Origin of the sequence: Cognatiluteimonas telluris (genome assembly GCF_011320095.1) — a bacterium.
Lineage (GTDB): Bacteria > Pseudomonadota > Gammaproteobacteria > Xanthomonadales > Xanthomonadaceae > Cognatiluteimonas > Cognatiluteimonas telluris.
On the sequence record NZ_JAANOY010000006.1, the window covers coordinates 23,917 to 47,987 of the forward strand.

A 24,071-nucleotide genomic window follows, 5' to 3' on the forward strand; every position below is an offset into this window, starting at 1 on the left:
CCATGAACACCAGTCTTCGCTCCAACCGCGTCCTGGGTACCGACCGTGACGCAGCAACGGGCCGGCATCGCGCCAATGGGCGGCCATCGGCCCATCCGGCCGGCGGCGGCGCGCGCTTTGCGATCTCGACCCTCTCGGCATCCATGCTGTTCGCGTTCGCGACGGCCAGCTATGCCAGCGGCCCCACCGGCGGCGTGGTGGTGGCCGGCGTCGGCAACATCTCCAACACCGGCGCCGTCACCAGGATCACCCAGTCCACCGGCAACCTGATCATCAACTGGGACAGCTTCGGCATCGGTGCCGGTGAGTCGGTCGTCTTCGTCCAGCCGGGCAGCAGTTCGGTGGCGTTGAACCGGGTGATCGGTTCGGATCCGTCGGTGATCCTGGGCAGCCTCAGCGGCAACGGCAACATCTTCCTGGTCAATCCCAACGGCATCCTCTTCGGCAATGGCGCTTCGGTGAACGTCGGCGGGCTGGTCGCCACCACCATGGGCATCCGCAACTCCGATTTCATGGCCGGACGCTATGCCTTCACCGGCGCAGGTTCCGGCGCCGTGGTGAACAAGGGCAGCATCACCGCCGCCAACGGCGGTTATGTCTCGCTGATGGGCAGGAATGTCAGCAACCAGGGCGTGATCTCCGCGCGCCTGGGCACGGTCGTGCTGGCCGCGGGCACGGATGTGACCCTCGACGTTGCCGGCGACGGCCTGCTGCAGGTGGCCGTCACCAAGGGCGCGGTCCATGCCGCGGTGACCAACGGCGGCGTCATCCGCGCCGATGGCGGGCACGTCGTGCTGACCGCGCAGGCGGCCGGCGACATGCTCGATACCGTCGTCAACAACACCGGCCTGATCCAGGCGCGGACGCTGCAGAACCATGAGGGCACGATCCTGCTGCTCGCGGACAAGCAGTCGGGGACCGTCAACGTGTCCGGCAAGCTGGATGCCAGCGCGCCCAGTGGCGGCGATGGCGGTTTCGTCGAAACCTCCGCCGCGCACGTCAGGATTGGCAAGACCGCCGCCGTGACCACGGCCTCGGCCAGGGGCGCGACCGGGCAATGGCTGATCGACCCGCAGGACTTCACCATCGGCAGTGCGGCTGGCGACAACATCGCCGGCTCCACGCTGTCCGCGCAGCTGGTCACCAACAACATCACCATCACCACCACGGGCACCGGCACCGACCACGGCGACATCAACGTCAACGATGCCGTCAGCTGGTCGGCCAGCGGCGATCCCACCACGCTGACGCTCAACGCCGATCGCGACGTCAACATCAACGCCGCCATCACCGCGACCAACGGCAACGTGGCGACGTGCTGCAGCCGCGATGTCAACGTCAATGCGGCCATCACCACCACCAACGGCAGCGTGCTGCTCAGCGCCGGCCGCGACGTCAACGACCGCGCGGCCATCACCGTCACCGACGGCAACCTGCTGATCTGCGCCGCCAACAACATCAACATCTTCGGCGCGATCACGCTGACGCGCGGAACCGCCGATCCGACGCGCAGCCTGGGCCTTCCGCTGGGCTTGACGCTGAGCGCCGACACCGACGGCACCGGTCCCGGCATCGCCGGCGGCACCGTGATCTTCGACTCGCTGGCACCGCCGGCGACGGTGACGGCGGCTCCGGTGAACATCTACTACAACCCGGTGTCCTACACCGCGCCGACCGACTATTCGAAGTACTTCACCCTCACCGAGGGCGCGGCGCTGAGCCAGTACATGCTGGTCTTCGCCGCCGGCGGCGACAAGACACAGGACGGGACGACGACCACGACGCTGTCGGGCCTGAAGGGCGATCCGCTCGGCGTCATGCTCGTCGCCGGGCCGAACGCCAGCGCCAACTTCGACTCGCCCGAGACCGGCACCAACAAGCGGATCACCTTCACCGGCTACACGCTCGCCGGCCCCGACGCGGGCGCCTATGCGCTGCCCTTCAATTGCTGCGGCCCGGTCGTGGCCCATACGACGGGCGGCATCTACACCGGGCCGCCGCCGGTCACGCCGCCGCCCGTGACGCCGCCGCCGCCGGGCACCCCGCCAGGGACGCCGCTGCCGCCGCCGGTCACCACGATCTACACCCCGCCGCCGCCGGGCGTCGTCGTGTCGCCGCCGCCGCCGGATACGCTGGTCGTGGTCACGCCGCCGCCGCCGCCCCCGCCGGTGACCCTGAGCGTGGTCAGCCCGCCGAAGAAGGTGCCGCACGTGGTCCCCGTGCTGAAGCCCAAGCCGTACCGCAACTGATCCGGGCCGGGACGACGATGCTCCTCAACCGGGTGGGTGCAGGCGGATGCGGGCTGCGGGCGATTCCGCGGCCCGCACTGGTGGTCCTCCTGCTGTGCATCTCGGGTGTGCTGCTGGCGGACGCGGACGCCGCGGTCCGGCAGGAGCCTGGCCGCGTTGCGCCGGTGGCGACGACGGCACCGCAGGCGCCTGCCGGCCCGCCGGCGGGCGCGTCATCGCCGCTGGAGGCGGCATCCCCCGAGGTGCGTTACGTGGCTGGCTGGGTCGCGCGCACCGGTGACAACGAGGGCATGCCCTACGTCATCGTCGACAAGCTCAACGCCACGGTGTTCGTGCTCGACGCACTGGGTCACCTGGACGGGTCCGCGCCAGCGTTGCTGGGCCTGGCGAAGGGCGACGGCGCCGTCGCCGGACTCGGCGACCGCACGATGGCGCAGATCGGACCGGGCGAACGCAGCACGCCCGCGGGGCGTTTCATCGCATCGCCGGGCCGCGACCTGCACGGCCAGGACATCCTCTGGATCGACTACGACAATGCGATCGCGTTGCACCGCGTGGTCGAGGGCACGCCGGCCGAGCATCGTGCGCAACGCCTTCAAAGCCCGACCGCGGATGACAACCGGATCTCCTACGGTTGCATCAACGTGCCCGTGGGGTTCTACGACACCGTCGTGCATCCGGCATTCGCGGCGACCAGCGGCGTGGTGTACATCCTGCCGGAGACGAGTCGCGCGCAGGACATGTTCAAGCGACCGGATGCACGGTCGCCAGCCGCGCTGCCACCGCCGCGGTCATCGGACACCGCCAGGCCGGCGGCGGGCATCGGCATGCCTCCACCCGATGCGCTCGGTCGACCGTAGGCCACGGTAGCCGCCAATTCCGCATGGGCCGCGATCCAGGCGCCGTGACGGGCTGGCGTCACCGGTCGTTCGCGACACGCGCGGGATGCTTTCACAATGCGCGTTGTTGGGAATCGGGAGGCTGCGATGCGATATCTCCACACGATGGTGCGCGTGCGCGACCTCGAGGCGTCCCTGCGGTTCTATTGCGACGGCCTGGGACTGCGCGAGGTGCGCCGGCACGATCACGCCGCGGGCCGGTTCACGCTCGTGTTCCTGGCGGCGCCGGAAAGCCCGGATGCGGAAATCGAACTCACCCACAACTGGGATGCCGACGAGGATTACGGGAGCGCGCGCAATTTCGGCCATCTCGCCTTCCGCGTCGAGGACATCTACGCGCTATGTGCGCACCTGCAGGCGATGGGGGTGGCGATCCAGCGCCCGCCGCGCGATGGCCACATGGCGTTCGTGCGTTCGCCGGACTTGATCTCGATCGAGCTGCTGCAGGAGGGCGATCCGCTGCCGCCGCGCGAACCGTGGATTTCGATGCCCAATATCGGCGCCTGGTAGCCCGCCTGTCCTGGCGGGCCGGCCCGATGCGTGCGGTTGGAGCGACGGGCGCGGCGACGCGTTCGCGCGGGAACGCGCGCGCGGCCGAAACGCTCCCGCCAGGCGCGCGGCGCCGGTCAGCCCAGCGCCTGCGCCCAGTCGGCGATCAGGTCGTCGGCATGCTCCAGGCCGACCGACACCCGCAGCAGGTTCTGCGGCGAGACGGGGTGGGCGCCTTCCACCGAAGCGCGGTGCTCGACGAGCGATTCGCATCCGCCCAGCGAGGTGGCGTTGGTGAACAACTGCAGCCTGCCCGCCGCGGCGAGGGCCGCCTCGCGGCCACCACGCACCAGCACGCTCAGCATCGCACCGTAGTCGGACATCTGGCGCGCGGCGATGGCATGGCCGGGATGCGACGCGAGTCCTGGATAGTTGACGCATTCCACCGCCGGATGCGCGACCAGAAAGGCCGCGAGCGCGCGCGCATTGGCGCAATGCATCGCCATCCGCGCGGGCAGCGAACGGCAGCCGCGCAGCGTCAGCCAGGCACTGAACGGCGACAGAACGGCACCGGTGATGTGGCGCCGATGCGCGACCTGGTCATGGCACCCGTCGCGGCGGGCGAACACCAGCGCGCCGCCCAGCACGTCGCTGTGGCCGCCGAAGTATTTGGTCGTCGAGTGCATCACCACGTCCGCGCCCAGCGCCAGCGGCTGCTGCAGCACCGGCGTGGCGAAGGTGTTGTCGCAGGCCAGCAGTGCACCATGCCGGTGCGCGATGTCCGCCAGCGCGGCGATGTCGCTGATCTTCATGCGCGGATTGGACGGAGTCTCCACCCAGACCACCATGACCACCGATGCCGCGCAGGCGGCTTCGACCGCTGCGGGATCGGCCATGTCGACAGCGACAGCGGCGATCCCGCGCTGGGGCAGGAACTCACGCGCCAGGTAGCGCAGACCGCTGTAGCAGTCGTCGGGGATCAGCACGCGGGCGCCGGGCGCGAGGGTTTCCAGCAGGCCGTTGATCGCCGCCATGCCGGAGCCGAAGGCGAGCGCGGCCTGGCCGCCTTCGAGCGCCGCCAGTGCGGTTTCCAGCCGGTCCTGGGTCGGGTTGCCTTCGCGCTGGTATTCGTAGCCGGCGATGCGTTCACCGGCGGGGCCGTGGCGGAAAGTCGTCGCCAGGTGGATCGGTGGCGCGACGGCGCCGGTTTCGGCGTCGGGCTCGGCGCCGGCGCGGACGGCCAGCGTGGCCGGATGCCAGGGATGCGATGTGGTCACCGGATCAGCCCCTTGCGACGGCGAACGACGCGCGCGCGGCCTCGATCGTGCGCGCGATCTCTTCATCGCCATGCGCAGCGGACATGAATCCCGCCTCGTAAGCCGACGGCGGGAGATAGACGCCACGCTCGAGCATCGCGTGGAAGAAGCGGTTGAAGGCGGCCGCGTCGCAGGCGATCGCCTGCGCGTAGGTGTCGACGCGCTCGCTGCTGAAGAACAGCCCGAACATGCCGCCGACACGATTGGTGGTGAACGCCACGCCGGCATCGCGCGCCGCCGCTTCGAGGCCGTCGCACAGTGCGTTGGTTCGCGCTTCGAGCGTTTCATGGAAGCCCGGCGCCTGGATCAGCTCCAGCATCGCCAGCCCCGCTGCCATCGCGACCGGATTGCCGCTGAGCGTGCCGGCCTGGTAGATCGGCCCGCTGGGTGCGATCTGCTGCATCAATTCGCGTCGCCCGCCGTACGCGCCCACCGGCATGCCGCCGCCGATGATCTTGCCGAAGGTCGTCAGGTCCGGCGCCACGCCGTAGCGCGCCTGCGCGCCACCGAGCGCGACCCGGAAGCCGGTCATCACTTCGTCGAAGACCAGCAGCGCGCCATGGCGCGTGCACAGCGTGCGCAGGTGTTGCAGGAAGCCCTCGCGTGGCGGCAGGCAGTTGGCATTGCCCACCACCGGTTCGATGATCAGGCCCGCGATCTCGCTGCCACGCGCGTCGAACAACGCCGTTGCGGCATCGAAGTCGTTGTAGGGCAGGGTGAGCGTCAGGTCGGCCAGCGCCGTGGGCACGCCCGGCGACGTCGGCACGCCGAACGTCAGCGCGCCGCTGCCGGCCTTGACAAGGAACGAGTCGCCATGGCCGTGGTAGCAGCCTTCGAACTTGACGATGCGCGCGCGCCCAGTGGCGCCGCGGGCGAGCCGGATCGCCGACAGCGTCGCCTCGGTGCCGGAGTTCACCATCCGCACCATCTCGCAGCTGGGTGCCAGCCGCGTGATCGCCTCGGCCATGGTGACTTCCAGCGGATTGGGCGTGCCGAAGCTCAAGCCGTCGCGCGCGGTGCGGATGACGGCGTCGAGCACCGCCGGGTGGTTGTGGCCGACGATCATCGGGCCCCACGAGCCCACGTAGTCGATGTAGCGGTTGCCATCGACGTCGATGAGGTGCGCGCCTTCCGCGCGCTGCACGAAGAATGGCTCGCCGCCCACCGATTTGAATGCACGCACGGGCGAGTTGACGCCCCCCGGAATCAGCCCGGTGGCGCGGGAAAACAGGTCATGCGAGCGTTGGGTATCCATCAGGCATCCGGGGCAGGGGAAATGAAGCAGTTGGCATAGGACCGCGCGGCGGCGATCGGATCGGCGGCATCGAAGACGCCGCTGACCACCGCGAGCAGGTCCGCGCCGGCGTCGATCAAGGCGCGCGCATTGTCCGGCGTTATGCCACCGATCGCCACGCAGGGCAGCCCCAGGCCCTGCGCCTCGCGCAGCAGCCCGATCCCGGCACGACGCGCATTCGGCTTGGTCGGTGACGGGAAGAACGCGCCGAAGGCGATGTAGTCGGCGCCCTGCGCGGCCGCGTCGCGCGCGAGCGCCGCATCGTCGTAGCAGGACACGCCGATGATCGCCTCGCAGCCGAGCAGCGCGCGCGCGGTGGCGATGGCGCCGTCGTGTTCGCCCAGGTGCACGCCATCCGCACCGACGGCCATCGCCAGTGCGGGATCGTCGTTCACGATCAGCGGCACGCCGGCATCGCTGCAAAGCCCGCGCAGGCCACCGGCTTGCTGCCTTCGGAGCGCGGCGTCCGCGCGCTTGTTGCGGTATTGGAGGCAGGCGGCCTGCGGCAGCAGGGGTCGCACGCGGGCGAACAGGCGCGCGCTGTCGGTGTCGTCCGGGGTGATCAGGTACAGGCCGCGCGCAAGCAGCGGTCGCTTCCCGCCATCGCCTGGCGCCTGCGCGTGCTTGCCGTCGACCATGCTGTCGTCCGCTGTCATCGAGCGCGCATTATCGTCTTCCGGTCCACCGCGCGCGGTGGGACAATGGCGGCCCGCTGCCACGCCATCCGTGAATGAACGACGCCGTCGCCACTGCCACCGCTTACCGCACATGGATGTGCGTGGTCTGCGGCTTCATCTACGACGAAGCCGCGGGCTTGCCGGAGGACGGCATCGCGCCCGGCACGCGCTGGGAAGACGTTCCGGAGACGTGGACCTGTCCGGACTGCGGGGTCACCAAGGATGACTTCGAGATGATGCCGGCCTGAGCGGCGGGTTCAGTTCGGACGGCTACCGCCACTGCTCAGCTCGACCAGGCGTTCGCGCAGCGAGCCGGCATCGGCTGCTTCCGGATGCAGTTGCAGGTAGCGGCCCAGGTCCTGTCGCGCCCCGTGGCGATGGCCCAGATGGAAATAGCCCAGTCCGCGGTCGCGCAGGGCTTCGGGATTGTCCGGCGCCAGCTTGAGGATGCGATCGGAGCAGCGCACCGCGCGCTCCCAGTCATCGTCGTCGCTGTAGACCCCGTGCAGGTTGCGCAGCATGCGCATCAGCATCGAGCGATGCGAGGCCGGGCTCAGGATGCGGTACAGCGCCTCGTCGTCGGGCATCTCGCCGCCCAGGTGGGGCCGCGCCCGCGCCCGCAGCTCTTCTTCATCCAGCGGCCGCCCGCGGTTGAATGGATCCATCACCAGCACGCCGTCGTCGACCGGCAGGCGCACCAGGAAGTGTCCCGGAAACGACACCCCATCCAGCGGCACGCCGAGCCTGCGCGCGACTTCCATCTGGACCATCGCCAGCGAGATCGGATTGCCCAGGCGGCGCTCGAACACCTGGTTGAGATAGCTGTTGCGCGGGTCGTAATACTGGTCGTGGTTGCCGGCGTAGCCGAGTTCCTCGAACAGGTGGCGGTTGATCGCCTGCATCTTCAGCGGCCATGGCTCGATGGCTTCGATCTCGCCGCGCAACTGCTCGGCATGGTCCTGCAGCAGCGTGTCGCAGGCTTCGGGGTCGAGCTGCGGGTATTCGTCGCGCGCGATCAGCAGCGCAGTGGCAAGCAGCGGCAACGATTCGTCGGCAAGCCCGGCGAGCGAATACCAGTCGGGAAGCGTGAGCCCTGCGCGCATGGAGGCGAGCGTGCGCCGCGGTGTCGTGTCGTGCAAGGGTTTCGACCTCGGCGGTTCAGGGGGCGACGACGACCGCTGGATCGATGCGCAGCGTCGCGCCATCGAGCAGCGACAATTTCGATGCCTGTCCGGCGTTGAGCTCGAGCACGTAGCGCGCGGGCGCCGCACTCGGATATGCGGGGCAGGCATCGCCGAGCGTGCAGGGTGGAACGTCACGTTGCTGTGACACGAGCCTGCGCTGGTTGTCGAAGAACAGGATGTCCAGCGGGATGAGCGTGTTCTTCATCCAGTACGCGAGTGGCGTCTGCCGCTCGTGCACGAAGAGCATCCCGTGGTCGGCATCCATGTGCTTGCGGAACATCAGCCCGTGCTCGCGGGCGGCATCGGTATTCGCCACCTCCACCGCATAGCGCTTGCCGGCCAGCTCCACCCACGGCGCGCCAGCACTGGCACAGCCGGCGATCAGGAGGCACAGGGCCGGCAGGAGGGCAGGCAGGCGCATGTCGGGTCTCCATCGAGGGGAAGCCGGACCATGGGAGAGGCCGTGTTTTGCGTCAAGTCGGCCACCCCCTTCCCAAGCGCGATGTTGCCGTGCACAATGCGCGGCCTTGCAGGGGCGGCAGCCAAGCGCAGCCCCGGCGGGAACGAAAAAATCTCCTCACGAGGTGTTGACGTTCCCAAAAATGCATGTATGATGTGCGGCTCGGTCAGACACTTCGGTGCAGGCCAAACGGGACAGGCGCTGAGGCCTCTCCCCACGATCTTTGACAGTGTGCGCAGGTGACTTGTGCGGGCGTCTGGCAGGTGGATGACTGTCCATCTTGCAGACGTTCGTAACAGAGCAACAAGTCAATTCAAATGGCGAACCGCAAGGTTCAGCCAGCGAGTGATTTCGAGCCCTGGAGCGAAGTCTGCACTCAAAGCATTGGCCGGAAAGTCCTTATGGACCGAACGCCGAAAAACTTAAGTGAAGAGTTTGATCCTGGCTCAGAGTGAACGCTGGCGGCAGGCCTAACACATGCAAGTCGAACGGCAGCACAGGGGAGCTTGCTCCCTGGGTGGCGAGTGGCGGACGGGTGAGGAATACATGGGAATCTACCCTGTCGTGGGGGATAACGTAGGGAAACTTACGCTAATACCGCATACGACCGAGAGGTGAAAGCGGCGGACCGCAAGGCGTCGCGCGACTGGATGAGCCCATGTCGGATTAGCTAGTTGGCGGGGTAAAGGCCCACCAAGGCGACGATCCGTAGCTGGTCTGAGAGGATGATCAGCCACACTGGAACTGAGACACGGTCCAGACTCCTACGGGAGGCAGCAGTGGGGAATATTGGACAATGGGCGCAAGCCTGATCCAGCCATGCCGCGTGGGTGAAGAAGGCCTTCGGGTTGTAAAGCCCTTTTGTCCGGAAAGAAAAGCTTCGGGTTAATACCCCGGGGTTATGACGGTACCGGAAGAATAAGCACCGGCTAACTTCGTGCCAGCAGCCGCGGTAATACGAAGGGTGCAAGCGTTACTCGGAATTACTGGGCGTAAAGCGTGCGTAGGTGGTTTGTTAAGTCTGATGTGAAAGCCCTGGGCTCAACCTGGGAATTGCATTGGATACTGGCAGGCTAGAGTGCGGTAGAGGGTAGTGGAATTCCCGGTGTAGCAGTGAAATGCGTAGAGATCGGGAGGAACACCAGTGGCGAAGGCGACTACCTGGACCAGCACTGACACTGAGGCACGAAAGCGTGGGGAGCAAACAGGATTAGATACCCTGGTAGTCCACGCCCTAAACGATGCGAACTGGATGTTGGGAGCAACTAGGCTCTCAGTATCGAAGCTAACGCGTTAAGTTCGCCGCCTGGGGAGTACGGTCGCAAGACTGAAACTCAAAGGAATTGACGGGGGCCCGCACAAGCGGTGGAGTATGTGGTTTAATTCGATGCAACGCGCAGAACCTTACCTGGCCTTGACATCCACGGAACCCTTGAGAGATCGAGGGGTGCCTTCGGGAACCGTGAGACAGGTGCTGCATGGCTGTCGTCAGCTCGTGTCGTGAGATGTTGGGTTAAGTCCCGCAACGAGCGCAACCCTTGTCCTTAGTTGCCAGCACGTAATGGTGGGAACTCTAAGGAGACCGCCGGTGACAAACCGGAGGAAGGTGGGGATGACGTCAAGTCATCATGGCCCTTACGGCCAGGGCTACACACGTACTACAATGGTGGGGACAGAGGGCTGCGATCCCGCGAGGGTGAGCCAATCCCAGAAACCCCATCTCAGTCCGGATCGGAGTCTGCAACTCGACTCCGTGAAGTCGGAATCGCTAGTAATCGCAGATCAGCATTGCTGCGGTGAATACGTTCCCGGGCCTTGTACACACCGCCCGTCACACCATGGGAGTGGGTTGCTCCAGAAGTAGCTAGTCTAACCGCAAGGGGGACGGTTACCACGGAGTGATTCATGACTGGGGTGAAGTCGTAACAAGGTAGCCGTATCGGAAGGTGCGGCTGGATCACCTCCTTTAGAGACAAAAAGACAGGTAATTGCCTGTCAGGCGTCCGCACAAGTGACCTGCATCCAGAGAACAGAAACCCGCTCGCGGGAATCTGTGTCCAATGCCTTTCCGGGCATGGGGCCATAGCTCAGCTGGGAGAGCACCTGCTTTGCAAGCAGGGGGTCGTCGGTTCGATCCCGACTGGCTCCACCACCTGGGCAACGAACACGACGACACATTGGGTCTGTAGCTCAGGTGGTTAGAGCGCACCCCTGATAAGGGTGAGGCCGGTGGTTCGAGTCCTCCCAGACCCACCACTCGCCACTTGGCGAAATGCTCGTCTGCCTCTGGATGAATCTGCGCACACATAAAGATTTGAAGCGACCTGGCGCTGAAGCCGGTGTCGCGTTCTTTGACAACGAAGACGTAGCGAGCGTTTGGATGAGGATCCAGGCGTTTCGTAAGGCTAAGGCGGAATGCCGGAAGGCATTCCAACATTTGAAGTGATAGTCGTTTGTATTCGCAACGACATGGTCCCGAGGCGACTTGGGGTTATATGGTCAAGCGAATAAGCGCACACGGTGGATGCCTTGGCGGTCAGAGGCGATGAAGGACGTGGCAGCCTGCGAAAAGTGTCGGGGAGCTGGCAACAAGCTTTGATCCGGCAATGTCCGAATGGGGAAACCCACTCCGCAAGGAGTACTGCATGGTGAATACATAGCCATGCAGGGCGAACCCGGGGAACTGAAATATCTAAGTACCCGGAGGAAAAGAAATCAACCGAGATTCCCTAAGTAGCGACGAGCGAACGGGGAGAAGCCCAAAAGTCGATTTGGTTCTAGCAAAACAGTCTGGAAAGACTGGCCATAGATGGTGACAGCCCAGTATGCGAAAGGGCCTTATCGATGAAATTGAGTAGGGCGGGGCACGTGAAACCCTGTCTGAACATGGGGGGACCATCCTCCAAGGCTAAATACTCCTGACCGACCGATAGTGAACCAGTACCGTGAGGGAAAGGCGAAAAGAACCCTGGTGAAGGGAGTGAAATAGAACCTGAAACCGTGTGCGTACAAGCAGTCGGAGCCAACTTGTTTGGTGACGGCGTACCTTTTGTATAATGGGTCAGCGACTTACTGTTTGTGGCGAGCTTAACCGTATAGGGGAGGCGAAGGGAAACCGAGTCTGATAAGGGCGCATAGTCGCAGGCAGTAGACCCGAAACCGGGTGATCTAGTCATGCCCAGGGTGAAGGTTGAGTAACATCAACTGGAGGCCCGAACCCACTCCCGTTGCAAAGGTAGGGGATGAGGTGTGATTAGGAGTGAAAAGCTAATCGAACCCGGAGATAGCTGGTTCTCCTCGAAAGCTATTTAGGTAGCGCCTCGAGCGAATACTGTTGGGGGTAGAGCACTGTTATGGCTAGGGGGTCATTGCGACTTACCAAACCATGGCAAACTCCGAATACCAACACGTACTACTCGGGAGACACACGGCGGGTGCTAACGTTCGTCGTGAAAAGGGAAACAACCCAGACCCACAGCTAAGGTCCCAAATTTACTGCTAAGTGGAAAACCATGTGGAAAGGCACAGACAGCCAGGAGGTTGGCTTAGAAGCAGCCACCCTTTAAAGAAAGCGTAATAGCTCACTGGTCGAGTCGGTCTGCGGGGAAGATTTAACGGGGCTAAGCAGTAAACCGAAGCTTGGGGTGCATAACTTTGTTATGCGCGGTAGAGGAGCGTTCCGTAAGCCGTTGAAGGTGGATTGAGAAGTCCGCTGGAGGTATCGGAAGTGCGAATGCTGACATGAGTAACGATAATGCGGGTGAAAAGCCCGCACGCCGAAAGCCCAAGGTTTCCTTGCGCAACGTTAATCGACGCAGGGTGAGTCGGCCCCTAAGGCGAGGCAGAAATGCGTAGTCGATGGGAAGCTGGTTAATATTCCAGCACCTCGCATGAGTGCGATGGAGGGACGGAGAAGGTTAGGTATACCGGGCGTTGGTTGTCCCGGGGAAAGCAGGTAGGCGGATCCCTTAGGCAAATCCGGGGGGTCATTAACGCCGAGCAGCGAGACGAGCCCTTTAGGGCGAAGTTACCGATACCACGCTTCCAGGAAAATCTCCTAAGCTTCAGCTCATGCAGACCGTACCGTAAACCGACACAGGTGGGCAGGATGAGAATTCTAAGGCGCTTGAGAGAACTCGGGTGAAGGAACTAGGCAACATGGCACCGTAACTTCGGGAGAAGGTGCACCCCTTTTGGTGGCTCGTGCGAGCTATAGCTGAGAGGGGTCGCAGTGACCAGGCCGCTGCGACTGTTTATCAAAAACACAGCACTCTGCAAACACGAAAGTGGACGTATAGGGTGTGACGCCTGCCCGGTGCTGGAAGGTTAATTGATGGGGTCAGCCGCAAGGCGAAGCTCTTGATCGAAGCCCCAGTAAACGGCGGCCGTAACTATAACGGTCCTAAGGTAGCGAAATTCCTTGTCGGGTAAGTTCCGACCTGCACGAATGGCGTAACGACAGCGGCGCTGTCTCCACCCGAGACTCAGTGAAATTGAAATCGCTGTGAAGATGCAGCGTTCCCGCGGCAAGACGGAAAGACCCCGTGAACCTTTACTATAGCTTTACACTGAACGTTGAGTTCGTCTGTGTAGGATAGGTGGGAGCCTATGAAACCCTGGCGCTAGCTGGGGTGGAGGCAACCTTGAAATACCACCCTGTCGTGCTTGACGTTCTAACCTGGGCCCGTAATCCGGGTCGGGGACCGTGTATGGTGGGTAGTTTGACTGGGGCGGTCTCCTCCCAAAGAGTAACGGAGGAGCACGAAGGTACGCTCAGCGCGGTCGGACATCGCGCACTGTGTGCAAAGGCATAAGCGTGCTTGACTGCAAGATCGACGGATCAAGCAGGTACGAAAGTAGGTCTTAGTGATCCGGTGGTTCTGTATGGAAGGGCCATCGCTCAACGGATAAAAGGTACTCCGGGGATAACAGGCTGATACCGCCCAAGAGTTCATATCGACGGCGGTGTTTGGCACCTCGATGTCGGCTCATCACATCCTGGGGCTGTAGTCGGTCCCAAGGGTATGGCTGTTCGCCATTTAAAGTGGTACGCGAGCTGGGTTCAGAACGTCGTGAGACAGTTCGGTCCCTATCTGTCGTGGGCGTTGGAGATTTGAGAGGGGCTGCTCCTAGTACGAGAGGACCGGAGTGGACGAACCTCTGGTGTTCCGGTTGTCACGCCAGTGGCATTGCCGGGTAGCTATGTTCGGAAGCGATAACCGCTGAAAGCATCTAAGCGGGAAGCGCGCCTCAAGATGAGATCTCCCGGGACTTTAGTCCCCTGAAGGAACCATCAAGACTAGGTGGTTGATAGGCTGGGTGTGTAAGCACAGCAATGTGTTGAGCTAACCAGTACTAATGATCCGTGTGGCTTGACCATATAACCTCAAGTGGCCTTGGCATCGACGACGCGTCGATACCGACCTTAGTTTCGCTACGTCTTCAACTTATTCGCCGACGGCGGACCGGTATCCGGTTTGTCCGAGGCACCCAACGAGAGCGTGCGCGCAACTCAATGCATCGAGACTTGCGACCCTCCACCCTCTCCCTGGTGACAATAGCTGTGTGGAACCACCCGATCCCATCCCGAACTCGGAAGTGAAACGCACATGCGCCGATGGTAGTGTGCATCTAGCATGCGAGAGTAGGTCATCGCCAGGGTCTTACCCCAAAACCCCGCAGCCAAAAGCTGCGGGGTTTTTCTTTGGCCTCGGATTTTTTCGGATGCAATGGCCCTGGTTGGCATCCGCGATGGTCTGGCGACCAAGCTTGGGAATCCAGGCCACCACAGCACCAGGGTCGAAGCAGCACCGCCCAGCTGGTGCGGGTTTCGCCAGCGGCGATGGCAGGGGCTTTTTCGATGATCATGCTTTCCCGGAACCGCCGGCACCGGCTTCGCCGCTGAAGGCCCACCCACCTGCCGATGTGTCCGACAGCGACGACGCGCAGGGCTCCGGTGCCAGCGCACCGGCGGGAACCGACAGGCGGGCCAGCCAGGGCAGGCTGTAGCGGACCCGGCCCGGGCGCGCCGGGGATCCGCATCTTCCGCGTTCAGAAGATGGTGATGGACTCGCCACCGACGATCACAACATCGGCAGGCCGGCGCGCGAACAGACCCACGCTCACCACGCCGGGGATCTGGTTGAGTGCGGTTTCCATGGCGACCGGATCGGTGATCGCCAGGCCATGGATGTCCAGCACCCAATTGCCGTTGTCGGTGATGACGCCTTCGCGCCAGACCGGCTGGCCGCCGGTCTGGGCCACGATTTCGCGCGCGACGAGGCTGCGCGCCATCGGGATGACTTCCACTGGCAGCGGAAATCGGCCCAGTACGTCGACCTGCTTGCTCGGGTCGACGATGCAGACGAACTTCGCGCTCGCCTGGGCAATGATCTTCTCCCGGGTCAGGGCCGCACCGCCGCCCTTGACCAATCGCTTCTGGCGATCGCACTCGTCGGCGCCATCGACATACAGCGGCAATGGCCCGGAATTGTTGAGCTCAATCACTTCGATGCCGTGGCTGCGCAGGCGCTGCGTGCTCTGCTCCGAACTCGACACCGCGCCGGCGATGCGGTGCTTCAGCGCCGCCAGCGCGTCGATGAAGAAGGCCACCGTCGATCCGGTGCCGACACCGACGATCATGCCGTCCTCGACGAATTCGATGGCCTTCTCTCCGGCCAGGCGCTTGGCTTGCGACATGTGTGTTCCGTCATTCCAGGGAAAGCAGCAGTTTCCATTGTGCCGGGGTGGCCGGCAGCACCGAGAGCCGGGTGCCCTTGCGGATCAAGGCGAAGTCCTCGCCCAGCGCATCGGCGTGCGCGCGGATTTCATCCAACGTCACCGCGCGCTTGAGCTTGCGCACGAAACCGACATCGACGAGCCACCAGCGCGGGTCTTCGCGCGACGCCCTTTCGTCGAAATACTTCGACTTGCGTTCGAACTGGGTCGGATCCGGATAGGCGGTCGCGACGACTTCGGCAATGCCGTAGATGCCCGGGATCTCGGTGCTCGAATGGTAGAAGAGCACCCCATCGCCGAGCTGCATCTCGCGCATGAAATTGCGCGCCTGGTAATTGCGAACCCCGGTCCAGGGCTCGCTGCCGACGCGCGCGAGGTCGTCGATGGAAAAGTCCTGTGGTTCGGACTTCATCAGCCAATAACGCTTGCGGGGGCTCATGCGGGTGCTTCGGTCCTGATCAGGCTGTCGCGCTCGGTGCAGACGGCGTCGAGGGCAACATCCCAGGGTTCGATCGGCAGGCGTTCGACCTGTTGCGATGCAAAGGCGGCGCCCACCAGCCATGGCGGCGTGGTGTGCGCGGCGAAGGTGCGATCGTACCAGCCGCCTCCCATTCCCAGGCGCTGGCAGCCGGCATCGAAGCCAACCAGAGGCACCACGACCAGGGACAGCTGGGCGCCTTCCAGCAATGCCGATGGCGCGACCTTCGGCTCCGGGATGCCGTGGCGGTTGCCGGCCAAGGGCTCGCCCGGGCGCCAGGGCGCGAAACGCAACAGCGCGTCCTCGCACAGCACCGGCAGGCAATACGTCAACCCGGGCGGCAGCGCCAGCTGCCAGGCATGGAGCGCGATCTCACCATCCATCGCCCAGTAACCGGCCACGGCGCCGGCGGTCGGCGCGAACGGCAACGCCAGCAGGCGCGCGGCGAGCGATTGCGCGGCGGCGATGCGCACGCTAGCCGGGATGGACCGGCGGCGCCGTCGCAGTTCGCGCCGCCACTGCGCGCGTTCATTGCCCATGGAGGTCCTGCTTGGGATACGGTGGTCCGGAAACGAAAAAGCCCGTTGCATGAACGGGCTTTGCGGATCGCATCGCGAGGCGATGCGCTCTGGATTCAAGCATCCTCCGCCATGACGATGCGTGCCAAACGACCTTGAACCCGGGGTTCAAGTGGGAATGCGTGGCTGCCATCGGGCTTCCCGCTGCGAGGCGGACTTGCACTCCCGGCACCCGCTGCATCCCCGTGGTCGTCATTAAGGGACAAGGCGTATGTTTGTGCGCGCCGTCGGACACGGCAGAGGACGTGCAGGAGTATAGCGCCGGCGCATCGCGCATCGCATCCGTTCGTCGGCCAGTGACAATGCAACGTTCATGCGCGGTCGGAATTGCGGTTGCACCCACGCCGGCGCCGCGGAAACCACTCCACGCCGATGCATTGCACTCAGCCGGCCGACGCTGCCCCGGCCTGCTGCAGTGCACCGTCGAGCTTGCGTTGGATGTCATCCAGCGTGCGGCGCAGCTCGCGCTCGTGGCCATTGCCGGCATTGCGCAGCTGTTGCAGTTCGTGTGCGAGGTTCAATGCGGCCAGGACGGCGATGCGGTCGATCGCGGCCATGCGATTGGCTCCGCGTACTTCACGCATCTTGCCGTCCAGCAGTTTCGCCGCCGCCACCAGGCTGTCGCGCTCATCGGGCTCGACCCCGATCGTGTATTCGCGGTCGAGCACGCGGATGTTGACCGGTTCGCTGCTCACGTGTGCTGCTCCAGCGACTTCAGCCGGGCGATCATTGCTTCCACTCGCGAGCGGGCCTGTTCGTTCTTGGCCAGCAATTGCGCGCGTTCGCTCGCCAGGTGCTCGTGCTGCTGCCGCAGCGCGCGGTTCTCGCTGGCAAGCTGCTGCACCCGTTCGCCCAGCGTTTCGACGCGGTCGACGATCGCGCGCAACTGGCCAAGGACGTCATCGGGCTCCATGCCGGGCACCATAGGCAGCGCCCGCCGGTGGGTCAAGCATGCGACGGATCAAGGCAGGCTGCCGCGGCGTGGCCATGGGAATCCAGGTCGTTCGGGCGCCTGGATGACGGGCGGCGGTCCATCGATGCATCAGGGAACGGTCGCCGGCGCCGCCGAAGGCGCCCAGTTGCGGATGAAGGCCAGGCAGCGGTGCGCGTCGAGCCCGGGCGAGAGCCAGAATCCCTGGATCTCGTCGCACTGGTGCCCACGAAGGAAGTCCAGCTGGGCACGGGTCTCGACGCCTTCGGCCACCACATTCAGGCCCAGCGAGCGTGCCATCGCGATGATCGTGGTGGTGATCGCCGCATCGTCGGATCCCAGCGTCAGGTCATCGACGAATTCCTTGTCGATCTTCAAGGTGTTGATCGGCAGCCGCTTGAGGTAGGACAGCGACGAATAGCCGGTACCGAAGTCGTCGATCGCCAGTGAGACGCCCATGTTGCGGAATGCCTGCAGCTTGTCAGCGGTCTGCTTGGCGTTGGCCATGACCACGCTTTCGGTCAGTTCCAGTTCCAGCACCTTGGGCGACAGGCCGGTGTCGGCGAGCACGCGCTCGACCACCCCCGGGAAATCCCCCCGCAGCAGTTGCAGTACCGAGACGTTGACCGACATGCCAAGGCCATGGAGGCCATGGTCCTGCCAGCGCCGGAGCGTCAGGCAGGCTTCGCGCAGCACCCATTCGCCGATTTCCAGGATCAGGCCGCTTTCCTCGGCCAGCGGGATGAATTGCGTCGGCGGGATGTCGCCGTGCTCCTCGCTGCGCCATCGCAGCAGCGCCTCCACGCCGATGATCCGGTCCTGCCGCAGACCAAGCCGCGGCTGGTAGACCAGGTGCAGTTCGCCGCGGTCGAGCACCTTGCGCAGGGCGTTGGACAAGGTCGCGCGCCGGCGGATGGTCACGTCCATCGACTCGTCGTAGCGCAGGTAGGTACGCCTGCCGGCGGCCTTGGCCTGGTACATGGCGGTATCGGCCTGCTTGAGCAGTTCGGTCGGCACCTGCGCGTGGTCCGGATACAGGCTGATGCCGATCGAGGTCGATATCGACACCTCCTGGCGATCGTCCAGCAGCAGTGGCGCCTCGAAGGCCGTGATGATCTCGCGCGCGATCTTGTCGGCCTGTTCGGGCGCATCCAGGTGCTCGAGCACGACCGTGAACTCGTCGCCGCCAAGCCGGGCGACGGTATGCTGCGCGCCAACCGTGTCCTGCAGCCGCACTGCGGCGGCGCGCAGGATGCGGTCGCCCGCGGCATGCCCGAGCGAGTCGTTGATGTCCTTGAACCGGTCCAGGTCCAGGAACAGCACCGCGATGCGCGCATGCTGGCGGCGCGCGCGCACGATCGCGCGCGACAGGCGCTCGGACAGCAGCGTGCGGTTGGGCAGGTTGGTCAGGGTGTCGAAGTTGGCCAGGTAGCGCAGCTCCTGCTCGGCCCGCTTCTGGTCGGTGATGTCGCTAAGGACGATCACGTACAACGCATGCTGGCCATTGCCGTCGAGGACCGCGCTGCATTCGTATGCGCACAGGAATTCCTCGCCGTCCTTGCGCTGTTGCCACATCTCGCCCGACCAGCGCCCGCGCGAATGCAACTGGGCGCGGATGTCGCGATAGAACGCTGGGTCGTGCTGCGAACTGTCGAGCACGCTGGCATTGCGACCGATGACTTCGACGTCGCCATAACCAGTCATCCGCGTGAACGCGGGGTTGACCGAAACGAAGTCGAAATTGCGATCCAGGATCGACACGGCCTCGTTCATGCTGCGCAACACCTCGGCGGCGATGCGGCGCTCGCGCTCCGCATGGCGGCTGTGGGTGATGTTGCGCGCGGTGCCGGCCATGCGCAGCGCGCGGCCGTGCGTGTCGCGATCGACCACGCGGCCACGGGCGCGGACCCAGATCCACTGGCCGTCCTCGTCCTGCACCCGGTGTTCGGACAGGAACAGCGGGCTGTCGCCGCGCAGGTGCTGACGCATCTGTTCGCGCACCTTGGGCAGATCGTCGCGATGGATCTGGTGGTCGGCTTCCACCCGGGTCTCGACCTGGATGTCGGCGGCACTGCGGGCATCGTCGTTGACGCGCATGCGCTGGAGCTCGTCGCGGCCGAAGTCGTAGTCCCAGAACTGGTCTCCCGAAGCCCACAACGCAAGTTTCAACCGCTCCTCGCGGTCGCGGATCCGCTCGAAATAATCGCGTTCGCGCCGCCGCCGGCGCCGCCACGCGAAGGCCCCCAGGAGCAGGGCCAGGAGCACCATGGCGCCATAACCGGCCAATGCCATCGGGCTGCGCCATCGTGGTGGCGTAACGTCGATCGGGATGCGCAGCTCGCCCGGCCCCCAGATCCCGTCGTAATTGGTGCTGTTGGCGCGCAACACGTAGTGCCCGGCCGGCAGCAGGGTATAGGTGATGTCGCTGCGGTGGCCGTTGTCGATCCAGTCGCTGTCGATGCCGTCGATGCGGTAGCGATAGCGGATACGGTCGTTGCCCAGGTAAGCCAGCGCTCCGATCCGCAGGCGCAGCAGCCCCGCCGATTGCGGCAACGCCAGCCGGCTCGGTGCCGGTCCCGTGTCGCCGGCGCCGGCGCCGATCCGGACCGAGAGCAGGCGCAGGGGTGGCTGCAGCCGGCTGTCCAGGATGCGCGCGGGATCGAACACGTTGACGCCGCTGACGCCACCGAAGGCCAGCCGGCCGTCATCCAGCGTGGCAACCGTGCCGCCGTTGAATTCGAGGTCCTGCAGGCCATCGGCCAGGCCGAAGGCATGCAGCGACCCACGGTCCGGCACGAAGCGCAGCAGCCCGCGATCGGTGCCCATCCACAGGCGGCCGTCGCGGTCGCCGACCAGGCTGTAGACGACCGGCAGGGGCTGGCCGCTCAGCGGGCCCAGCAGGGGCTGGCTGAAATGCAGCTGGCCGTCGGCGCCGGCCTCGACACGGTTGAGGCCGCCGTGGCTACCGACCCAGATCGCGCCGTCGGGCCCCTGCCACAACGCGCGGACGAGATCTCCGGCGAGGCCTTCGGCATCGGCCTGCTGCCGGAAGTGCCGCAGGCGACCGTTGCTTGGATCCAGGAGGTCCAGGCCATGGCCGGTGCCGATCCAGACCAGGCCACTGCGATCGACCATGACAGCATGTACGGTCGGGTGGGAAAGGCCTGCGGGCATGCCGTCCAGGTAAGGGTATCGTCGCAGGCTCGCCTCTATGGGCGCGCCCGAAGGCGTGGCGTTGGACGCAGGCGTGTAGTGCAGGAGGCCCGCGCCATTGGTCCCCAGCCACAGGCTTCCATCCCGATCCAGCGCGAGGCTGCGCAACGACGGGTGGCCGACCTGCGGGAGCGTCACTGCCTGCAACGCGGGCGTGGCGGGGTCGAGCAGGAACAGGCCGGCGGTGGTCGCCAGCCACAGCCGCCCGCCGCCGGCGGGCGCGAAGGCCATGCCCCGCAGGGTCCCGGAAAACCGGATTCCGGCGGCCGCTGCCTGCAACATCGGACTGAGGTCGGTGAAGTCGTCGCCGCGGTCGTAGCGCAGCAACCGTCCGTCATCGGTGGCCATCCACAGTCGCCGATCCTGTGCCTGGGCGATGGCGCGCACGCTGTTGCCCACGGCAACCAGCGGCCCATGGCTGGAATCCACCGCCACCAGGTAGGGGAACCTCGCCTCATGACTGTCGGCGACGGCGGCACCATGCAGTTGACCGCCGACCCACAACAGGCCGGCGCGGTCGACCATCAGGGCATTGACCGAATCGTCCGGCAGGGTCGCCGGCAGCGCCGGCTGCTCACGCACCGACTGGGTCCGTCCATTGCCTGGGTCGAATCGGCGCAGGCCGGCGCCGGCAACCGAAAACCACAGGTAGCCATCGGGCGCCTCGGTGATCGCGCGCACGTCGTGGGCGGGGTTTCCTTCGCTGCCGTCGCCGGGCCGGGGCCAGGCCCGCACCAGCGACCGGCGGTCGGTCACCAGGTACAGGCCGTCTTCACCGCCGGCCCAGAGCCTGCCCGTGCGGTCGAACCACAGGCTGCGCAACGACGATTGGTCGCCGATGCGCCGTGGTGGGCGGCCGTTGCCATCGATCCTGTAAAGCCCGGCCGCCGTCGCATACCAGAGGCTGCCTTGTGGGCCGCGCAGCAAGGCCTGCGGCTGGCCGGCGAGGCGGCCCGCGTCCAGGGCCAGGATCCGGGTGCGCGTGCCGCTGGCGGGATCCAGGCGATCCAGTCCACGCGCCGTCCCCACCCACACCGCCGCGGGCTCCGCCAGCAACGCGAACACCTGGCGGCTGCCATCATCGCCGTCGCCAGCCTGCGGCGCGAAGCGATGGATGCGTCCACTGGCCAGGTCCAGCCGTGCGACGTAACGCGAATAGGTGCCGATCCACAGGCCATCGGCCTGGTCCAGCGCAAGTGCGGTGATGAAACTGTCGGGAAGGCTGCCCGGATCGCGCGGATCCTGCCGGTACAGGGTGTACTGCTGGCCGTCGAACCGATGCAGCCCGCCTTGGGTGCCGACCCAGACGAAGCCCTGGCGATCCTGCGCCAGCGCGGTGACGGTATTCTGCGCCAACCCATGGTCGCCACCGACGCGCTCGAAGTAATAGTCGCGCGTGGCCGCACCGGCCAGGCCGCAGCACAGCAGCAACGCGACCAGGCCCAGGAACGGCCCTGGGCGACGGCAGCCTGCGGAAGGCGGGGCGGGCATGGCGCGGCGCAAGGGCATATCCGTGACAACGGTTCCCCAGTGTAGGCCAAGGCCGTGCGTCGACGACGGCCCACGCGCAACCCCGGGCTACACTTGCGGCCTTCTCCATCGGGTCCTTCGCGTGACCGAAACCCTTCCCCCACTGGCGGACGTCGACGCCGCGGCGCGCGAGCGCGGCCTGGGCATGACCGGCGCTGAATTGCATGGCGCACTGTGTGGCTGGCTTGCGGCTGGAGGCGAGGCTGGGCCTGGCTGGTTGCGGCAGGTTGCCGCCGACGACGGCCTGCCGCTGGTGGAATCCGGTTCGACTCTGGACCGGCTGGCGCAGGCGTCAGCCAGCGAACTGGATGACCGCAGCTTCGGCTTCGAGTTGCTGCTTCCGGGAAGCGAGGCGACCTTGCGCGAACGCAGCGGAGCCGTGTTCGAGTGGTGCCGTGGATTCCTCGGCGGATTCGGCCTCGGGTCTGGCAGCGCGCCGCCGCTGTCGGAGGAAAGCACCGAAGCGCTGGCCGACCTCGCGCGCCTGGCGGCCGCCTCGCCACAGGACGATGGCGATGACGAGGACGAGCAGGCGCTGGTGGAGATCGAGGAATTCGTACGCGTCGCCGCCCTGCTGCTGCATGGCGACTGCGTCCTCGCCGCCAGGCATCGCCAGCAGTTCAACTGACGCAAGGTCGCTTCGATCGCGCTTTCGATGGACAATCGATCGTCCCCGGGCACACGGATCGCGCAAGCGATGTTGAAGCCACTCGCCATTCCCAGCGCCACCTACGCCCGCCGGCGCAAGCAACTCATGCGGATGGCCGGCGACGACGCGATCCTCGTGTTGCCGTCGGCACCGGAGCGGATCCGCAGCCGCGATACCTACTACCCGTATCGCCAGGACTCGGACCTGCTCTACCTGGCTGGTTTCCAGGAGCCCGAGGCGGTGCTGGTGCTGGTGCCCGGCCGCCAGCACGGCGAGTCGATCCTGTTCTGCCGCGAGCGCGATCCCGAGCGTGAAGGCTGGGATGGCCCGCGCTGCGGGCCCGAAGGCGCGGTCGACCGCCATGGCATGGACGATGCCTATCCCATTGCCGATCTCGACGAGATCCTGCCCGGCCTGCTCGAAGGCCGCAGCCGCGTCTACTACCACTTCGGCCGTGATGCGGAGTTCGACCTCAAGCTCATCGGTTGGGTCAATCGCGTGCGCGCCATGATGCGCATGGGCGCGCAGCCGCCACACGAGTTCCTCGAGCTTGGCCACCTGCTCGACGAGCAGCGCCTGTTCAAGTCGTCGGACGAGCTGAAACTGATGCAGCGGGCCGCGAACATCAGCGTGCTCGCGCACCAGGTCGCCATGCGCGCCAGCCACGGCGGCATGCATGAGTTCGAACTGCAGGCCGAGATCGAACGCGTGTTCCGCGCACACGATGCGGTGCCGGCCTATTCGAGCATCGTCGGCGCCGGCGGCAATGCCTGCGTGTTGCACTACATCGCCAACGACGGGCCGATGATCGACGGCGAGCTGGTGCTGGTCGACGCGGGGGCCGAGTACCGCGGCTATGCGTCGGACATCACGCGCACCTTCCCGGTCAATGGCCGCTTCACCAGGGAGCAGCGCGCGCTGCACGACCTGGTCGGGCAGGCGCATGCGGCCGCGCTGGCGCAGGCCCGCCCCGGCGTCGCCTACGAAGCCGGGCACCAGGCGGCGGTGCAGGTGCTCACCGAGGGCCTGCTGTCGCTCGGGCTGCTGAAGGGCACGCTGCGGGACAACGTCGCCCAGGGCCATTACAAGCGTTATTACCGCCACAAGACCGGTCACTGGCTCGGGTTGGACGTGCATGACGTCGGCGACTACCGCATCGACGGCCAATCGCGCCTGCTCGAACCGGGCATGGTGTTCACCATCGAGCCTGGCCTGTACATCCCGCCGGACGACACCAGCGTCCACCGGAAGTGGCGAGGCATCGGCATCCGCACCGAAGACGACGTCGTGATCACCCGCGACGGCCATCGGGTGCTGACCGACGCATTGGCGCGAAGCGCGGACCAGATCCAGCACTGGATGGCGACCTGCTGAGCAGGCGGCCAT

General features: G+C 65.5%; 17 protein-coding genes, 2 tRNA genes, 3 rRNA genes and 1 other RNA gene. 11 read left to right on the forward strand and 12 right to left on the reverse strand.

Annotated features, from left to right (window positions below; all coding sequences use genetic code 11):
• Positions 1–2: 2 nt before the first annotated feature.
• The 3 genes from G7B67_RS05650 (at position 3) to G7B67_RS05660 (ending at position 3,658) form a co-directional block, all read left to right on the forward strand.
• Positions 3–2,249: a two-partner secretion domain-containing protein gene (locus G7B67_RS05650; protein ID WP_207780874.1), complete on the forward strand. Its 2,247-nt coding sequence runs from the start codon at positions 3–5 to the stop codon at positions 2,247–2,249.
• 80 nt (positions 2,250–2,329) lie between these two features.
• Complete coding sequence (locus G7B67_RS13280; protein WP_207780875.1) at positions 2,330–3,109, forward strand: hypothetical protein; 780 nt, start codon at positions 2,330–2,332, stop codon at positions 3,107–3,109.
• 126 nt (positions 3,110–3,235) lie between these two features.
• Positions 3,236–3,658, forward strand: coding sequence for a VOC family protein (locus G7B67_RS05660; RefSeq protein ID WP_166209236.1), 423 nt, complete (start codon positions 3,236–3,238; stop codon positions 3,656–3,658).
• 116 nt (positions 3,659–3,774) lie between these two features.
• On the opposite strand, the gene G7B67_RS05665 is transcribed toward G7B67_RS05660, so the two are convergent.
• From G7B67_RS05665 to thiE, 3 genes are read right to left on the reverse strand one after another with little or no spacing between them, the layout of a single operon-like run.
• Positions 3,775–4,914 (reverse strand): trans-sulfuration enzyme family protein, encoded by a 1,140-nt coding sequence (locus G7B67_RS05665; protein WP_243412264.1) that lies wholly within the window; start codon positions 4,912–4,914, stop codon positions 3,775–3,777.
• A 4-nt stretch (positions 4,915–4,918) separates the two neighbouring features.
• Positions 4,919–6,208 (reverse strand): glutamate-1-semialdehyde 2,1-aminomutase, encoded by a 1,290-nt coding sequence (gene hemL, locus G7B67_RS05670; protein WP_166209242.1) that lies wholly within the window; start codon positions 6,206–6,208, stop codon positions 4,919–4,921.
• Positions 6,208–6,885, reverse strand: coding sequence for a thiamine phosphate synthase (gene thiE / locus G7B67_RS05675; RefSeq protein ID WP_166209416.1), 678 nt, complete (start codon positions 6,883–6,885; stop codon positions 6,208–6,210). The genes hemL and thiE overlap by 1 nt, the downstream gene beginning before the upstream one ends.
• Before the next feature lie 92 nt (positions 6,886–6,977).
• On the opposite strand from thiE, the gene G7B67_RS05680 reads away from it, so the two are divergent.
• Positions 6,978–7,172 carry a rubredoxin gene (locus G7B67_RS05680; RefSeq protein ID WP_166209245.1) on the forward strand — a complete coding sequence of 65 codons (195 nt, stop codon included), beginning with the start codon at positions 6,978–6,980 and terminating at the stop codon, positions 7,170–7,172.
• Between the two features lie 9 nt (positions 7,173–7,181).
• Here G7B67_RS05680 and G7B67_RS05685 read toward each other — a convergent pair whose 3' ends face one another.
• Positions 7,182–8,027 (reverse strand): SirB1 family protein, encoded by an 846-nt coding sequence (locus G7B67_RS05685; RefSeq protein ID WP_166209248.1) that lies wholly within the window; start codon positions 8,025–8,027, stop codon positions 7,182–7,184.
• 55 nt (positions 8,028–8,082) lie between these two features.
• Positions 8,083–8,529, reverse strand: a complete 447-nt coding sequence (locus tag G7B67_RS05690; protein WP_166209251.1) for a DUF192 domain-containing protein — start codon at positions 8,527–8,529, stop codon at positions 8,083–8,085.
• 462 nt (positions 8,530–8,991) lie between these two features.
• Between G7B67_RS05690 and G7B67_RS05695 the strand changes: the two genes are divergently transcribed.
• The 5 genes from G7B67_RS05695 to rrf all read left to right on the forward strand — a co-directional run bounded on the left by G7B67_RS05695 (position 8,992) and on the right by rrf (position 14,229).
• A 16S ribosomal RNA gene (locus tag G7B67_RS05695) occupies positions 8,992–10,536 on the forward strand.
• Positions 10,537–10,644: 108 nt separating this feature from the next.
• Positions 10,645–10,720, forward strand: a tRNA-Ala gene (locus G7B67_RS05700).
• A gap of 27 nt (positions 10,721–10,747) precedes the next feature.
• Positions 10,748–10,824: transfer RNA gene (locus tag G7B67_RS05705), tRNA-Ile, on the forward strand.
• Between the two features lie 241 nt (positions 10,825–11,065).
• Positions 11,066–13,948 (forward strand): 23S ribosomal RNA (locus G7B67_RS05710).
• A 167-nt stretch (positions 13,949–14,115) separates the two neighbouring features.
• Positions 14,116–14,229 (forward strand): 5S ribosomal RNA (rrf, locus tag G7B67_RS05715).
• Together the 16S, 23S and 5S rRNA genes with 2 tRNA genes alongside form the textbook arrangement of a ribosomal RNA operon.
• Before the next feature lie 390 nt (positions 14,230–14,619).
• On the opposite strand, the gene rpiA is transcribed toward rrf, so the two are convergent.
• The 7 genes from rpiA to G7B67_RS05750 all read right to left on the reverse strand — a co-directional run bounded on the left by rpiA (position 14,620) and on the right by G7B67_RS05750 (position 21,997).
• On the reverse strand, positions 14,620–15,267 hold the full coding sequence (rpiA, locus tag G7B67_RS05720; RefSeq protein ID WP_166209254.1) for a ribose-5-phosphate isomerase RpiA: 648 nt from the start codon (positions 15,265–15,267) through the stop codon (positions 14,620–14,622).
• A 10-nt stretch (positions 15,268–15,277) separates the two neighbouring features.
• Positions 15,278–15,745 (reverse strand): EVE domain-containing protein, encoded by a 468-nt coding sequence (locus tag G7B67_RS05725; RefSeq protein WP_166209257.1) that lies wholly within the window; start codon positions 15,743–15,745, stop codon positions 15,278–15,280.
• Entirely contained in the window at positions 15,742–16,323 is a 582-nt protein-coding gene (locus G7B67_RS05730) for a 5-formyltetrahydrofolate cyclo-ligase (RefSeq protein WP_166209260.1), read from the reverse strand. The genes G7B67_RS05725 and G7B67_RS05730 overlap by 4 nt, the downstream gene beginning before the upstream one ends.
• A gap of 99 nt (positions 16,324–16,422) precedes the next feature.
• Positions 16,423–16,608, reverse strand: a non-coding RNA gene (gene ssrS, locus G7B67_RS05735) — 6S RNA.
• A 137-nt stretch (positions 16,609–16,745) separates the two neighbouring features.
• Positions 16,746–17,057, reverse strand: a complete 312-nt coding sequence (locus G7B67_RS05740) for a cell division protein ZapA (protein WP_166209263.1) — start codon at positions 17,055–17,057, stop codon at positions 16,746–16,748.
• Entirely contained in the window at positions 17,054–17,275 is a 222-nt protein-coding gene (locus tag G7B67_RS05745; protein ID WP_166209293.1) for a TIGR02449 family protein, read from the reverse strand. Before G7B67_RS05745 ends, G7B67_RS05740 begins: the two co-directional genes overlap by 4 nt.
• A 129-nt stretch (positions 17,276–17,404) precedes the next feature.
• A complete protein-coding gene (locus G7B67_RS05750) occupies positions 17,405–21,997 on the reverse strand; it encodes an EAL domain-containing protein (RefSeq protein ID WP_166209296.1) in 4,593 nt (1,530 codons plus the stop codon).
• A 121-nt stretch (positions 21,998–22,118) separates the two neighbouring features.
• Here G7B67_RS05750 and G7B67_RS05755 point away from each other — a divergent pair, with 121 nt between their 5' ends.
• Positions 22,119–22,664 carry a UPF0149 family protein gene (locus G7B67_RS05755; RefSeq protein ID WP_279303955.1) on the forward strand — a complete coding sequence of 182 codons (546 nt, stop codon included), beginning with the start codon at positions 22,119–22,121 and terminating at the stop codon, positions 22,662–22,664.
• 69 nt (positions 22,665–22,733) lie between these two features.
• Positions 22,734–24,059, forward strand: coding sequence for an aminopeptidase P N-terminal domain-containing protein (locus G7B67_RS05760; RefSeq protein WP_166209302.1), 1,326 nt, complete (start codon positions 22,734–22,736; stop codon positions 24,057–24,059).
• The last annotated feature ends 12 nt before the right edge of the window (positions 24,060–24,071 follow it).